The organism is Candidatus Nitronauta litoralis (genome assembly GCA_015698285.1).
In the GTDB taxonomy this organism is placed as follows: domain Bacteria; phylum Nitrospinota; class Nitrospinia; order Nitrospinales; family Nitrospinaceae; genus Nitronauta; species Nitronauta litoralis.
Window position 1 is genome coordinate 509,756 of the sequence record CP048685.1, and the last position, 14,435, is coordinate 524,190.

Annotated in this window: 10 protein-coding genes; 9 read left to right on the plus strand and 1 reads right to left on the minus strand. The window is 48.5% G+C overall.

Features of this window, described 5'->3' with window-relative positions; translation table 11 throughout:
* Positions 1–560: 560 nt before the first annotated feature.
* Together G3M70_02300 and G3M70_02305 are read left to right on the plus strand one after the other, a co-directional pair.
* Entirely contained in the window at positions 561–1,514 is a 954-nt protein-coding gene (locus G3M70_02300) for a hypothetical protein (protein ID QPJ60781.1), read from the plus strand.
* Positions 1,515–1,646: 132 nt separating this feature from the next.
* Positions 1,647–2,108 (plus strand): c-type cytochrome, encoded by a 462-nt coding sequence (locus G3M70_02305; protein QPJ63681.1) that lies wholly within the window; start codon positions 1,647–1,649, stop codon positions 2,106–2,108.
* A gap of 28 nt (positions 2,109–2,136) precedes the next feature.
* Here the strand turns inward: G3M70_02305 and G3M70_02310 are convergent, their stop codons facing one another.
* Positions 2,137–2,376 carry a GlsB/YeaQ/YmgE family stress response membrane protein gene (locus G3M70_02310; GenBank protein QPJ60782.1) on the minus strand — a complete coding sequence of 80 codons (240 nt, stop codon included), beginning with the start codon at positions 2,374–2,376 and terminating at the stop codon, positions 2,137–2,139.
* A gap of 841 nt (positions 2,377–3,217) precedes the next feature.
* Between G3M70_02310 and G3M70_02315 the strand changes: the two genes are divergently transcribed.
* The 7 genes from G3M70_02315 (at position 3,218) to G3M70_02345 (ending at position 14,434) form a co-directional block, all read left to right on the plus strand.
* Positions 3,218–5,389 carry a hypothetical protein gene (locus tag G3M70_02315; GenBank protein QPJ60783.1) on the plus strand — a complete coding sequence of 724 codons (2,172 nt, stop codon included), beginning with the start codon at positions 3,218–3,220 and terminating at the stop codon, positions 5,387–5,389.
* 169 nt (positions 5,390–5,558) lie between these two features.
* Positions 5,559–6,071 carry a nuclear transport factor 2 family protein gene (locus tag G3M70_02320; protein QPJ60784.1) on the plus strand — a complete coding sequence of 171 codons (513 nt, stop codon included), beginning with the start codon at positions 5,559–5,561 and terminating at the stop codon, positions 6,069–6,071.
* Positions 6,072–6,094: 23 nt separating this feature from the next.
* Positions 6,095–8,155: a glycogen debranching protein GlgX gene (gene glgX, locus G3M70_02325; protein ID QPJ60785.1), complete on the plus strand. Its 2,061-nt coding sequence runs from the start codon at positions 6,095–6,097 to the stop codon at positions 8,153–8,155.
* A gap of 223 nt (positions 8,156–8,378) precedes the next feature.
* Complete coding sequence (locus tag G3M70_02330) at positions 8,379–10,544, plus strand: hypothetical protein (GenBank protein QPJ60786.1); 2,166 nt, start codon at positions 8,379–8,381, stop codon at positions 10,542–10,544.
* Positions 10,541–13,216, plus strand: a complete 2,676-nt coding sequence (locus tag G3M70_02335; protein QPJ60787.1) for a hypothetical protein — start codon at positions 10,541–10,543, stop codon at positions 13,214–13,216. The genes G3M70_02330 and G3M70_02335 overlap by 4 nt, the downstream gene beginning before the upstream one ends.
* A 31-nt stretch (positions 13,217–13,247) precedes the next feature.
* Positions 13,248–13,955 (plus strand): cytochrome c, encoded by a 708-nt coding sequence (locus G3M70_02340; GenBank protein QPJ60788.1) that lies wholly within the window; start codon positions 13,248–13,250, stop codon positions 13,953–13,955.
* Positions 13,955–14,434, plus strand: a complete 480-nt coding sequence (locus G3M70_02345) for a c-type cytochrome (GenBank protein ID QPJ60789.1) — start codon at positions 13,955–13,957, stop codon at positions 14,432–14,434. The genes G3M70_02340 and G3M70_02345 overlap by 1 nt, the downstream gene beginning before the upstream one ends.
* Position 14,435 lies beyond the last annotated feature (1 nt).

Sequence of the window (14,435 nt, forward strand, 5' to 3'; positions counted from 1 at the left end):
GCAAAAAAAAAATGAATAACGAGTCTTCTGGTATGTGTTGCATGATGAAGAACACAAAGAAGATTAGGAACAATTCTTTACTAACGAAAACCTGAATACCTCTGAAAAAATTATAGAGCACATAGGAGGCAATCAAAAAAATTCGATTCAAAATGGATTTGTTACCTTAACCTCCTATCCGGAGGAAGGGGGGGCCAATCTAAAAATCTCAAACCATAAAAGAATCGCCATTCTTACTTACTCCAAGGAAATAGCTAGCCAGTATTCGAAACTGCTCGAAGAAGAGGGTTATCCCTTGGTTGATGATTTGAAGAGTATTGAATTTGGAATGCACCACTGGCACTACCGTTTACACGGAAGCCTGTCATGAGTCTATCGAAGAAAAGGGCGGCAGCGGGATTCGGACAATCAAGTGACAACCATCCTTCATTGCTGTAGAAACAAGAAGGCATTGAACATTTAGGATGCCCCACTTCGACAAGCTCAGTGGAACATCATTAACGAGAAGTCTTGATCCCTGATTACTAAAAACCCGTTCCCAAAGCTAGAAAAACAACGGTATGACATCAGAAACAACTTCCCGCTTTCAATCTTTCACCCGAAAGTGCTCCCTCATTTTTTCAACGGGGCTTATTTTCTGGCTCGTGTCGGAGGGATTGTTCTACGGCCTGATGCGGCCAACGGATTCCGCCCTTGGATATGCCATTACCGGGGCGATCTACTGTTACTCCGCCTGGCTTTTTTTAATCGTGGTCTCGCACTTTAATGTAAGAAACCTGCCGGCCCTGTTCATCGCAGGTGGATTTTTCGGCTGGATGGTTGAAGGCGTTCTGGTCAACACGATGTACGGTGTGCCCGATACACCGTTCCCCTATTCCATACCGGTGACCGGACTCTCCTGGCATGCTCTGCTGACGGTCATGGTCGGGTTGTACGCCACCCGCAGGGCGCTGAAAACAACGGCCAGCACTTTCCGGCTGGCTGCCTTCATCGGGGTATTCTGGGGATTGTGGGCTTCCACCTGGCGCACTGCCGATCCAACCATTCAGGTGAATCCTGAGTCCTTTTTCTCATACAGTTTCACACTCATTTTTCTATTCGTCACGGGTCACCTCATCTGGCAGAAAAACGCCCGCATTCCCCTCTCCTTCAACAAGTGGGAAGTCCGGGCCGCCTGTTGCATCACCCTTCTCTGGTTCGGTGCGGTTACCGTTATCCAACGCCCTATGGCCGTTCTCATCCTTCCGCCCCTTTTGGCCTTGATGTATTTTGCTCTCAGAAAAAATAAAGAAAGGGAGAAAACCGGAAACCTGCTGACTGAACTTGCTGATGAAATACCCGTCACCCGTTATCTGGCGTTTTTTATCGTTCCCCTGATCGCCAGCGGCATTTACGAAAATACGGTGGGCATCCCGAACTTTGAATACTTTCTTGTAGGCGTTATCGTCGGCACCGGCATTATCGGAACCATTGCTTTCATCGTTTGCCTGACAAAACTGCATAAGATGGAATAAAAAATATCGGCAAGCGATCTTTTTATACAGAGGACTGCGGAGTTATACTAAAGGGAGAATCTATTATTTCGATTTATAAGGAGAGGCACTATGCGTCGCATTTCCCCATTCTTTACCGGTTTTTTTGCTTTGATGTTCATTCTATCTGCAACCAATGCATCAGGCTGGACCCTTTCGGCCAATCCTGGCAAAAAAACCAGTGATGGGATCGAATTCGAACCCGCCTGCCCGCAAATCCGTAACACTAAAAAAGCTCCGGATGAAATCTACAATCTGAAAAACCCGCTCAAGGCCTCGCGCGAAAATATTTTCGCGGGACAAACCCTGTTCCACTTCGATGCCGAACCGGGACCCTGCCGGCTGTGCCACGGTATCAGCGGAAACGGACTTGGCATACTGTTTCGCGAACTGTCCCCGGGATCACGAAACTTTACCTGCGATCACACTATGCAAAATATTCCCGACGGACAACTGTTCTGGATCATCAAAAACGGTTCGGAGGGCACTGCCATGCCAGCCTTCACCAATCTGGACGACGATCAAATCTGGCAACTGATCCTGTACATCCGGCATTTCGCGGACATGGATTTGTAAAGGGTTTGTAAGGGAAGGTTTGCTTTCTTTAACCTTTTAATTTTCCCACAATAAAGAGCAGGATCACGGCTCCCACCGTGGCAGTGACGAGGGACCCGATCATCCCGACAGCACTGATTCCGAGCAAACCAAAAACAAAGCCGCCAATAAAAGCACCAATAATACCAACAACCATATTGCTGACCAGCCCCATACCGCTGCCTTTCATGAAGTTTCCTGCAAGCCAGCCGGCAATGGCACCGATGATTAAAAACGAAATCATATCCATAACAGCCTCCTGATAGATTTTTTTGGCAAAAACTTTTGGGAACCTGAAGTGAAGCTACCGCTTTAAATGAGGTTGCGGTCAGACTGTGTCTTCAGAATATCGAAAGCCCGTTGGTGGAAGAGTTGCGCATAATAAACCGGATCTGCGTCATCAGTTCCTGTCCCGTTTCACGAACTCAATTTTTTGTTTATAGTGCCTGGGCTCATCGTCCAGGATCTGAATCACTTGCTATCACCAGATTGAATTGCTTCTTGATAAGAGTTCCGGGTTTGGCCATGGGGGCACCACATGCAAACGGCCAAAATGCTTCCTGCTGGCGGATGCGCGAAGATCATGTATCGTGCAGGCGTACCTTTACCTCTTCGGGTTCCATTCTTACTTCGATAAAAAACAACAAAGGCTAAAAATCCTTTTTCCGCACCACCTGCTATAATAGAGTTTTTCCTACTTTAAAATTACATATATTCCTACAATATTAACTCAAGAGCGAGAAAGGCTCAGCTTTTTTAAAAATCGAAGGGAATCCATCTCCAATTGCGCACAATTACTTTGAAAATTCCGAATCATCTACATTAGACTCCAAAATCCATTGACAGGATGCTCCTCTACCGTATAATCCGCAAAACGCCTAAATATTCAGTAGTTAGGTCCCGTCAACATGGAATAACGGCACGGGATTATAATTGAAAAATAAATACCATTTTCTTCAGTTCAACCCATTTTTGCAGTTGTTTTTCGGGGGCTGAGCCATGGTAATCTTGACATACAGTAAACAAAAGGAATCGCTCTGGCGTTGGCTGGTGCCATTTCCGCCCTGTTCAAATTGAATTTGAGGGAATTTATGTTCAATACCTTTAGAAATAGTCTGTTAGTCACTGCTATCTGTATTTTCGGATTGGCAGCGGCTCCTGTTGCCAGCGTTGCCAAAAAAGCGACAGAAGCTTCAATTTCCCTGGTTGATGGGGTTGCTGTTGCTCCAAACGGCGACATTTATATTTCCCAGCGCGATCACAACATTGTCACTCGCGTCGATTCGAAAGGCTTGATTCACACCATAGCTGGAACCGGTAAGTCCGGATTCTCCGGAGATGGTGGGCCGGCCAACAAAGCACTCCTGAGAATGCCGGCAGGCCTGCATTTTGACAAAGCGGGTAACCTCTACATTGCAGACCGTGAAAATCACCGTGTGCGCAAAGTAGATACCAATGGCAACATTTCCACTATTGCAGGGAATGGTACCGCAGGATTCAGCGGCGATGGTGGACCGGCCACCCAGGCCAGCATTAACCTGCCCTCCGGGGTGACCTCGGACAGTAAGGGTAATCTTTACATTTCCGACAGATCCAACAACCGTATCCGCAAGGTCGATACCAATGGCACCATTAGCACCTATGCTGGTAACGGCAATGAAGGCTATGTTGGGGACAACGGTCCTGCACTCAAAGCTACGCTGGATAAGCCCTTTGGTATTACCATGGACCCCAAAGACAATCTGATCATTGCAGACCGGGGCAATAACCGGATTCGCAAGGTAACCCCCAACGGCATCATCACCACCATCGGGGGAGACGGTGGCTTTTATTTTATTGGAGACAATGGACCAGCATACAGGGCCAGCGTTGCAGGCCCCACAGGAGTTGCTCTCGATTCAAAAGGCAACCTCTTCATCGCGGACAACTACAACAATCGCGTGCGGGTCATCGACAACCTCGGTATGATCCGGACCTTCGCCGGCACGGGAACCCAGGAATATAACGGGGACTCGGAAGTCGCCCGGGAAACCAATCTTAGAAAGCCGTTCGCCATTGCTATTGATCAAAACGACAATTTGATTGTGGCGGACCGCTCCCATTACCGGATTCGCAGAATTGATCCTCAGGGTAGCAAGGTGGAAACTGTTGCGGGTGACGGTGTCAAAATGTTTGGTGGTGATGGCGGGCCCGCAACGGGCGCGCGCCTCAACTTCCCTCACGGGATTGTCGTCGACAAGAACGACAACGTCATTTTTGCCGACAAGGCACACTTCCGAATCAGGAAAATCGCTCCCGATGGAATTATCAACACCATCGCAGGTAACGGGATTCGAGGAAACATCGGTGACGGGGGACCGGCCCTCGAAGCTTCCGTTTACCCCACTTACCTGTCACAAAATAAAAAAGGTGAGATCTATTTCATGAGCCCGAGTGGGTTTGTGAGCATTGTGCGCAAGCTTAAGGTTGATGGAACAATTGAACTTGCCCTGTCGACCAGCGACCGGGAATATCAAAAGGGCGTGAGCACTGGCAAACACGTTGGCGCATCCTCACAGTCTGATATTGTTGCGATCACACAATTCTCGGACATTCTCCCCGACGGCAAGGGCAACCTCATCATTGCCGACCGCATCAATCATCAGCTAAGGAAATTTGATGCTTCCGGAAAATTCACCACCATCGCCGGTACCGGGGAATCCGGTTATTACGGAGACGGAGGTCCTGCGACAGAAGCTGCATTTCGCGACCCACGAACTCTGGAGATGGACAAGGATGGCAATATTTATGTCGGAGATGCTGCCAACAATGTCATTCGGAAGATTGACAAAAACGGTATCATCACCACCGTTGCCGGGAACACCAGATTTGAAGACAGTGGAGATGGTGGACCCGCCATCAAAGCCGGGATCAAATCCATTGACGATATCGTAATATCGCCATCGGGCGAAATGCATATCGTGGAATCGGGTACTCATGCGGTCCGAAAAATTGCCAAAGACGGAACTATTTCGACCGTGGTAGGACGACCCGGTATTCAAGGGTATTTTGGAGACGGGGGACCGGCTACCAAAGCGATGCTGAAAACTCCCACTTGTCTGGCATTTGACTCCAAAGGCAATATGTATATCACTGACATGGGAAATAACCGTATCCGCAAGGTCGATAATAAAGGAATCATCACCACCTTTGCGGGCAGTGGACATTTTGGGTGGGCCAATGAAGGTGAAGAGGTCCAGATTTATTTCCAGAATTTTCCCTAGAACCTGACGAGGACAAAACAACTTTTTACAATTCGTTAATAATAACCAAAGTGAGACTCCAGAGTTTGTGCGGACCCTACCCCAGGCTAAACGTTTTATGCCCGGGCAAACTGTCCCCAAAACAATCAATAAATTTCAGGAGGCTCCCCGAAATGCTTGGAGTGGTTTCATGTTGAAATCCCGAACTATCGTCACCGGGCTCTTTTTGAGCGTTTGTCTAATAGGATTCACCCAACCTGTTTTTGCTGGAGATACTGATGCTATGACCAAAGTGTTATCACAGGTCGATGCCAAGGTGTGTACCGCTCCAAAAGACCTCAAACAGTATTACACTAAAGAAATGGTCATCATTTTTGACGACAAGCGCATTATGCTTGATTCACGTATCAAAGACTACGAAGGCATGATGTCCGACCTTGTTGGCCTGAAATGCACCGTAGATCGAAAAATCCTGAGCAAGGGTCTGGGTAGCAAAAGTGCGTTTATCCTCGTCGATGAAATGGTCAGCGTCACTTCCAAATCCGGACACATTGACGAGCGGCAGCACAGCGTCTGCACCTATGGTTTTCTCAATGCAGGCGGCTCCTGGAAAATTGCGCACGAGCATTGTTCCAGCTTGCCAGACTACACCATCGTCCCCGGCGACGATGCTTTGTACTATTTTCACAATCCTGTCTACTAAAAATATCCGGTAATCCACACCGTATGGTCCTGAACACTGAGCTTTCTCCGGGTCCCCAAGTGGAACCCGGGGGAATCAGATTCACGGTTTACTCAGGTTCGGCCACAGGTGTTGACCTTTGCCTTTTTGAATCCTCCGAAAGCAAAACCGAGTTTGAACGGATCCCGCTTTCTCAGGCAGGCGACGGATGGTGGTCCGTTCTGGTTTCGGATGTTACCACCGATACACTTTATGGCTATCGTGTCCAAGGCCCTTATGATCCAGCGCTAGGTCGGTTTTTCAATCCGAATAAAATTCTGATCGACCCCTACGCACATGCTCTCGGTCGGGCGCCTGTCTGGGATGAACGACTCTTCGGCTGCAATTCCCGGCACATCACCAAACCAGACATCCGTGACAATGCGGACATCGCTCCGCTTGCCCGGGTTACGGACACTTCTTTTGATTGGGAAGGCGACAGGGCACCCCGTATTTCCTGGGAACAATCTCTTATTTATGAAACCCACGTTAAGAGCCTCACCGCCCGCCACCCGGATGTCCCCGAATCCCTGCGCGGCAGTTTTCTTGGACTGACCAGCGAACCTTTACTGGACCACTTTAAAAACCTCGGCGTCACAACCATCGAACTGCTGCCGGTTCATCAAGCATTCGATGAATGGCACTGTCGGAAAAACGGCCTCGTCAACTACTGGGGTTACAATACCCTACTCCCTTTTGCACCGGATGTTCGATTCGCCAGGACTTCCCCAACTGATCCGGCACGCGAATTCAAATCCATGGTAAAAGCTCTGCATAAGGCCGGAATCGAGGTCATCCTGGACGTTGTGTACAATCACACCGCCGAGGGGTCTACTCACGGTCCCCTTTTGAATTACCGCGGTCTGGATAACGAAGCCTATTACTGGCTCGACAAAGCGAATCCTTCGATTTACAAGGATTTCACCGGATGCGGCAATATGTGGAATATCAACCACCCCGTCGCTCAAAAGCTGGTTTTGGACAGTCTTCGCTTTTGGGCAAAAGAAATGCATGTCGACGGCTTTCGTTTTGACCTGGCAACTGTCCTGGGACGGAGTTCATCAGGATTCAACTCCCATCATCCGTTTTTTGAAACCCTGCAAAGTGACCCCGTGTTGTCTCAGGTTAAGCTCATTGCGGAACCCTGGGACCTTGGCGAAGGAGGCTACCAGCTGGCACACTTTCCAAAGCAATTTTCTGAATGGAATGACCAGTACCGAAACGACATCAGGAAATTCTGGAAAGGGGAAAAGCTCCACGCCGGCTTGTTTGCCAGGCGACTCTCCGGCAGTGAAGATATTTTCGGCCCCCAGCATCGACCACCCAGAACATCGATCAATTACATCACCTGCCACGATGGCTTCACACTACAGGACCTGGTGAGCTACGAATCCAAACACAACGATGCCAACGGCGAAAAAAACCGTGACGGTAATAACAACAACCTGAGCAAAAACTACGGTGAGGAAGGAACCACACTCAAACAGGATATTCTCGAAATCAGGCAGCGCCAGAAACGCAATATGGCAGCAACCCTGTTCCTCTCTCTTGGTACACCCATGTTCCTGGGAGGCGATGAGCTTGGAAAAACACAATGGGGCAACAACAATTCATGGTGCCAGGACAACGAAATTAATTATTATGAGTGGAGACTTGATCCTGCGCAGGAATCTTTCCTGCATTTTATAAAGAAGCTTTCTTATATAAGACGCACTCACCCGGCCCTTTGTCGAAATCATTATTTCAGCGGGGAAACCCTCGACAATGAAAAAGACCTCACCTGGTTACATCCAGATGGCCGCGAAATTGAAGATAGCGATTGGTCCGATGGGTCTCTTCAAACTGTCGGGGTAAAAATCCGTAATGAAAAAAAACGGGAAAGCGCCGCTTTGCTTCTATTGGTTCATTCGTCTGAAAATTATGGAGTAGACTTTAAAATTGCCCCGGCAACAAGAAAAAACAGGTGGAATACCCTGATAGATACTTTCAGCCCGGAAAAACCGCAGATGGCATCGGAGATTTTCCACCTGCAACCCTTATCACTTGCGATACTTGAAGAAGCATAAGGATAAACCGAAAAATCTCCGGAAACCTGCAGGCTGCATCCAGGGTCTGCCTACCAGAAAATAAAATGCAATGCACTTTAAAGCTCTCGTTTCCTTTAAATGGCGATCAAGTTGTCCACTCCTGGTGGTTGCATTGGAAGTCCTCACGTTTTAGGATGTTCCCTTCACTTTGTCGGGCGTTTAAAACCCTGCCTGGCACATAACATCTGGTGATTCAAACCCTGTGTTTAAACTTCGTACCTTCATTCTCAGCCTTTGCCTTATACTTGGCGGCGTTTGGCTTGCGTGGGCTCAGGAAACGGACAACTGGGAATACTGGCAGAATCTTTATCACCAGGCACAGTCCGAATTGACCCAAAACGAAAGTGAAAAAAAAGCCTGGCTCTCAAAGGAGCCGGAAATCAAACGCACCAAGGTGACCGCCCGATTGGGGGACAATAAAGAGTTGGTAGTGAGCGATCTGCGTGGAAATAAGGAAGAAATGTGCCTGACCTGCCATGATGGCATTGAACCCATGAGCACTTCTCACCCGGCTTCCTTCGGTTGTACCGTTTGTCATGGAGGGGATGCCACCTCCCTCAACAAAACCGAAGCTCATGCCAGTATGATTTATGATTCTACAACCGGAACTGGAAAACGCAATCCCTCAGCCTTGTCGGTGGTTCATCTCAGTTGCGGGCAAATTGGCTGCCATGCGGGACACACCGATTCCAGTAAAAACCATATCCATCGTGTACGCCGTTCCATGATGGGAACCCTTTCAGGAATGATTGCTGGTTTACGCTATCAATGGGCAGCGCAATCAACACCCCAGGCTCAATACGGAGTATCACGGGTTCCTGCCCCTAATAACACTGAGGATGAACTTGCGGGAAAATTAAAACCAGAGTTGGAACCTCTTCCATTTTTCCTGGCCAAAAACCGCCGTCAACAAATTGAACAAGGACAAGCTACCGGCTCAGAAAAAGTATCGCATCATCCTGCAGATGGAGTTTTAAGGTCAACCTGCTTTCAATGTCACCTCGACGGGAAACCTGTATCCGGTGAATACCGCTCTCAAGGCTGCGCCGCCTGCCACGTTTCTTATTCCAGGGAGGGAACCTACGAGGGAATGGATCCGACAATCCCGAAGGACCAAACCGGACATCCCTCCCGTCACAGGATGACAGCCCTGCCGGAGAAGACGACCTGTACGAAATGCCATAAGTCTATGGGCATGGATAAAACCCGTATTCCCGGAACCCTGATAAAATCCATTCCATCTTTTGCCAAGGGTCACCCAGTTGAGGATGTACACACCCAGGCAGGAATGGAATGCATAGACTGTCACAGTTCATTCGATGTAATGGGAGATGGAAATCTCTATTCGCGCCAGTATGAGGCGGTTGAAATTGGTTGTGAAACCTGTCATGGAACGGTTGATCGCCACCCTCAAATTGAAAAAATTGATTCAAACGATCTGCGTGTTTTAAGGGAGAACCGTCATTACCTGAATAATCCCATAAAGCCAGGGGATTGGGCAGTTGTATCACGGCGTGGGAGAAAACTTTCAAATATCAAAATGCATGATGGCAACATCACCGTTTTCTCCAAGCGCGGAGAGAAATCCTGGAAAATTCCTTTAATCAAAGACGGGTCAGTACATCGTATTTCGAGACACAATGAAAAACTTGCATGCAATGCTTGCCACTCTTCGTGGGTACCGCAATGTAAAGGCTGTCACCTGGTTTTTAATCCGAAAGAAAAGCCATCCCCATGGACAGGATACAAGGCTGAAATCAACTACAAAGAACCGACCCTTCTAATCGGCCCTGACTCCAAGGTGCGTCCGGCACACGCGATGCCTCTCAATACCCTGACCGCTCTTGATCCCAAGGGGAATTCTCTTCCTGTAATAAATGATGAAGGGGATTTTCAGGGTCGGTATCGTAAATTTGGTTTCACTAACCCCAGAGGGTATTCCGGAGCAAATACAATCAACGCAACCCATCCACATTCGGTAGGCCCAAAAGTCCGATCGTGTTCATCCTGCCACCTTTCCACTGAAGCGCTGGGACTCGGTTCGTCTGATCTGAAAATAGGCCGGAAATCCTCAGGCAAAAGGGATGCAGCAAAGCCGGTGATGCAGGGCAATATATACGGTACACTGGGAGAAAGGTCACCCTTGCCCAAAGGAACGATACAGGGCCAACCCGTTGCAGGAAGTCATCAACCCGGCACCCGTTCCTTCAACCAGAAAGAACTGAATAGAATCCTTAAAGTCGGCAACTGTCTTCCTTGTCATGACAGGGAATCCGATCCGATTTATAAAAATATCGAAAAGAGTTACAAATTGGCAACCTTTAAAAAACATCGCGCCCGAATTAAAAAAGCTGAGGGCCAGCGATGATTGCAAAGCGAGGATGGGTTCTTTTTTGCCTGGTATTGATGGTTTTGTTTTCTTTCACAGGCTTGAACGCCCAGGAATTTGGTGGCGGATCACTATTTGATTACGACTTTTCCGGATCCAGAAGCCTACAACCGGAAAACCCTCCAACCATTAGCGAAGAGAATCTACCCGACCCCGAACCCTCGGAAACACCGGAGAATCAGGAACCCACTTCGGCACCCGTTTTTCCTATGGAAAAACGATTCCTTAAAAAAAGTGTAGAGATACCACCTCCACCACCTCGCCGGACAGTTGAAGCCGGGGACATACGCGACCCTTTTTTCCTGATACGTGGGTATCGGGAAGATGCCAAGGATGCTCTTGAACCTGGTGTCACTATCGACGGTATCCGGTTCAACAGTTATGCAGACTCAGAGGAGTCGGAGTTAAAATTTTACCAGGATTCCAATTTCTCTCTTGAGGATGTGTTTGGAAAAATCCGGGTCGACAACCGGGATGAAGGCTGCCAGTTTTGCCATCATGGTATTGAAGAGATCAGTTCAAGCCACAAGCTTGAATGCACCGACTGCCATGGAGGCAATTCGGGAACTCGCAACAGAAGCCGTGCCCATAAAAGCATGGCGTCCAATCCTTCATCGCCGGAACACGCCGCCCGCTATTGCGGCAAGTGCCATGCCGATCAGGTTGCCTGGATGGAAAGATCCCTCATGGCTACAGCGAAAGGAATCATTGACCAGACACATCGTGCCTGGGGTCATCCCTCAGGAAATAAAACAACAGCCAAAGAAACTCAGCAATCCGCCAAAAAAACAGACAAACCTGATGATTCAACAAAGAGCTCCAAAAATTCTGAACAAAAGGTTTCCAGTGAAGCAACCCCCGTACCATCAGGCCTTGTCAAAAACCATGCTCAGGATTTTCTCGATAAAAAATGTTTGCGTTGTCATCTGGGTTCCGAAGCTCCCCGGCGTACAGGAGACTACCGTTCCACAGGTTGCGCGGCTTGTCATATGGTTTACACCAATGACGGCAGCACGCTGACACGCGACCGCGCTGTGCAGCGATCCATTAAAGGTGGAGAGGAAGTCCGTACCCGATTCCTCCGCAAAGAGGCGGAAAACGCCATCGAAAAAAAACGAGCCTACCCTGTTGTGCACCAGCTCACAGTGGCCGTGCCAAGCGTGCAATGCGAGCATTGTCACCAGAATAACGGTGTCGGAAATGAATACGAAGGCCTGTTTGCTACACCCGCCCGACCTAAAGATTCCCAAAAATTGACTGGACAGGATGATCCGGTATTGCACGGAAGACAGTATGAATTTTTAGTCCCCGACATCCACAGGGAACGCGGCATGCACTGCATCGACTGCCATTCTGCGAATGAGATGAAATCTCCTCCGGAAAAAAGCGAAACCCTGCATGACACGGTGACTATCCGTTGCGAAGACTGCCATGGGACTCATGAAAAGGGGCCCACAGGAAGAAAACTCGCTCAATCAAACACGGGTGACAATCGACTGGTAAAGTTGGCGCGACTAAATCCCAATCTCAATCGTAAGTTAAGAGGCAAGGAAACCATCCTGATAACGGAAGCGGGCCACCCCATGCCCCATATTTTTATCAGGAAAAATAAATGGGAACTGGTATCCAAAGTCACCGGCAAACGACACACCATTCCATTATTAAAGGATATGGACACACGGCCGGTCGCCCATCGGGTCGGTCAGCATCTTCAAAAAGTAGAATGCCATGCCTGTCATGCACGGTGGTCTGCCAGCGAATGGGGCCTGCACACGATTAAAGAGAACCAATTCAACATTACCCAGTGGGAAAATTGGAGTTTTCCGGATCCCGTTCTGAATCATTTGAAACTCTCGAACAACCTCAATCGGGAAACGGACACCAGCCAATCCCTGCTCTGGCCTACTGTAAAAGGCAATCGCGAATCTCTTACAGGTGAATGGTCACCGGGTCTCTGGATAAACCTTCTAGCCCGATCCGACTGGTCCACGATGATTCTGGGAAAAAACAAACGAGGCAAAGTCACCATACTGAAACCCAGACACCAGTATTTTGTAACCAACCCGGCATCTGATGAGAGCACAACACCTAGCCAGGCCAGCGTTCCTGCTCACACATCCGATAAACCAGCGCTGGTGCTGACCCCGCATGCGCCACACACCATTCGGCCAACTGCCAGAACCTGCGAGGCATGTCATGAAAACCAGGAAGCCGTTGGACTGGGTGCTGATTATTTGCAGAACGTCGATAAAGGCAAAGGCTTCTTCGAAAAATGGAAAGAGGATGGAACGCTTCCAGACGATTTTCAGCTTAGCCAGAGCATTGCAGAAGATGGTACGGCACTGCAAACTGTTCTACCCAAACCGGCACGCGCCTTGAACCTTAAGGAAGCCCAGCGTCTGCTGAAACCAAGTAAAAAATATGAAGTGAGTCGCTATCTTGACCTTAAGGAAAAAAATCTTGATGTATTACTCAATCGAAAGTCGTTTCCTTATGATCGATTGCATGAGTTGAAGAAACGAAAATACGGTGAACCTTCACGGCAGGAAGATCTATACTACAATAAGGAAACAGGTCAGTTTGAAACGTCTTTGCCGCTGGATAGCGCCTCACAGGACACAAGAGAGTCCAATGAGTTTTCCTTTGACTAGCCTGTTGTTTGAAACTCCAAGGTAAAAGTAAATGGACAATGTTCTAAAGAAAACAATTTTTTTCCTGCAGGCTTTCATTGTTATGCTATGCCTGAGTTTCAGTTTTACCGGGCAATCCATTGCTGCAGATTCAATTTTCAAAAAGAACAAATGCACCCAATGTCACCGTTTGAGCCCAGACACCCCCCTGGAACAGCGCAAGGGACCCGACTTGTTTTTTGCTGGAGACAAGTTCCAGGCCTCCTGGCTTGTCAACTGGCTGCAACAACCTGACCCGATCCGCCTCTCAGGCTTCATCGCCGACGCGGGATTTCTAAAAGGGAAACCATCCATCGCGACACCCCACCCGAAGCTCGAAAAAGAATCAGCGGAAACCATCGTGGAAAATCTGATGAAATTGAAATCAGGTGCGCTGGAAAATACCCCCACAGCTGAACTGGAAGAACCACTCAGTAAAGGCAAGCGTTTCAAATTTAAAATATTATTTGAAAGAGAGTATGGCTGCATCTCCTGTCATCAGTCTGTAAATCTGGCGGGACAACCTCGTGGAGGTGTTTCCGGCCCAATACTCTTAGACGCGGGTGACCGATTAAACGCAGGCTGGGTATACCACTGGCTGAAAAACCCCGAGGTGTTTGAAAAACGCGGACGCATGCCACGGTTCAAGTTGAATGAGGAGGAATTGAAGGCCCTGACTCGATACGTTATGTGGCACAAAAAAAGCGGGGATAAAAAATAATGTCCAGTTTAAATTTTAAAAAGGCCGCTTTGGTTGCACTGCTTTTATTCTTTCCATTGTTTGCCGGTGGTTGTGGAGAAAAAAAAGATGACCAACAAACTGAAAAGCCCCCGGCAACAGAGACAACAGAACCCGTTCCTGAATCACTGCAACCAGAACCTTCACCTGTAGTGAAAGCTCATCCGGTAACGGCCAAAACCCGTGAAACCTACCAATGGTATTGTGCCCAGTGTCATGGCATTAAAGGGAAGGGAAACGGAATCAATGCGCCCCACACTGCGGTACCACCACGCGACCACACCAAGTCCACATATCTGGAAACGCGAAGTGACGAACAGTTGTTCCACGTCATCAAGTTTGGTGGATTAGCCGGTGGCCGTGCTCCCTGTATGCCGAGCTGGGGGCATACTCTGGATGACAACATGATCCATTCACTGGTTAACTATATCCGTGAATTATGCGGATGCGAGTACTTGTGAG

Excerpts from the sequence above, each read along its gene's own strand:
- G3M70_02300 (QPJ60781.1), top strand. The coding sequence starts at position 561 with ATGACATCAGAAACAACTTCCCGCTTTCAATCTTTCACCCGAAAGTGC.
- G3M70_02305 (QPJ63681.1), top strand. The coding sequence starts at position 1,647 with ATGTTCATTCTATCTGCAACCAATGCATCAGGCTGGACCCTTTCGGCC.
- G3M70_02310 (QPJ60782.1), bottom strand. The coding sequence starts at position 2,376 with ATGGATATGATTTCGTTTTTAATCATCGGTGCCATTGCCGGCTGGCTT.
- G3M70_02315 (QPJ60783.1), top strand. The coding sequence starts at position 3,218 with ATGTTCAATACCTTTAGAAATAGTCTGTTAGTCACTGCTATCTGTATT.
- G3M70_02320 (QPJ60784.1), top strand. The coding sequence starts at position 5,559 with ATGTTGAAATCCCGAACTATCGTCACCGGGCTCTTTTTGAGCGTTTGT.
- glgX (QPJ60785.1), top strand. The coding sequence starts at position 6,095 with ATGGTCCTGAACACTGAGCTTTCTCCGGGTCCCCAAGTGGAACCCGGG.
- G3M70_02335 (QPJ60787.1), top strand. The coding sequence starts at position 10,541 with ATGATTGCAAAGCGAGGATGGGTTCTTTTTTGCCTGGTATTGATGGTT.
- G3M70_02340 (QPJ60788.1), top strand. The coding sequence starts at position 13,248 with ATGGACAATGTTCTAAAGAAAACAATTTTTTTCCTGCAGGCTTTCATT.
- G3M70_02345 (QPJ60789.1), top strand. The coding sequence starts at position 13,955 with ATGTCCAGTTTAAATTTTAAAAAGGCCGCTTTGGTTGCACTGCTTTTA.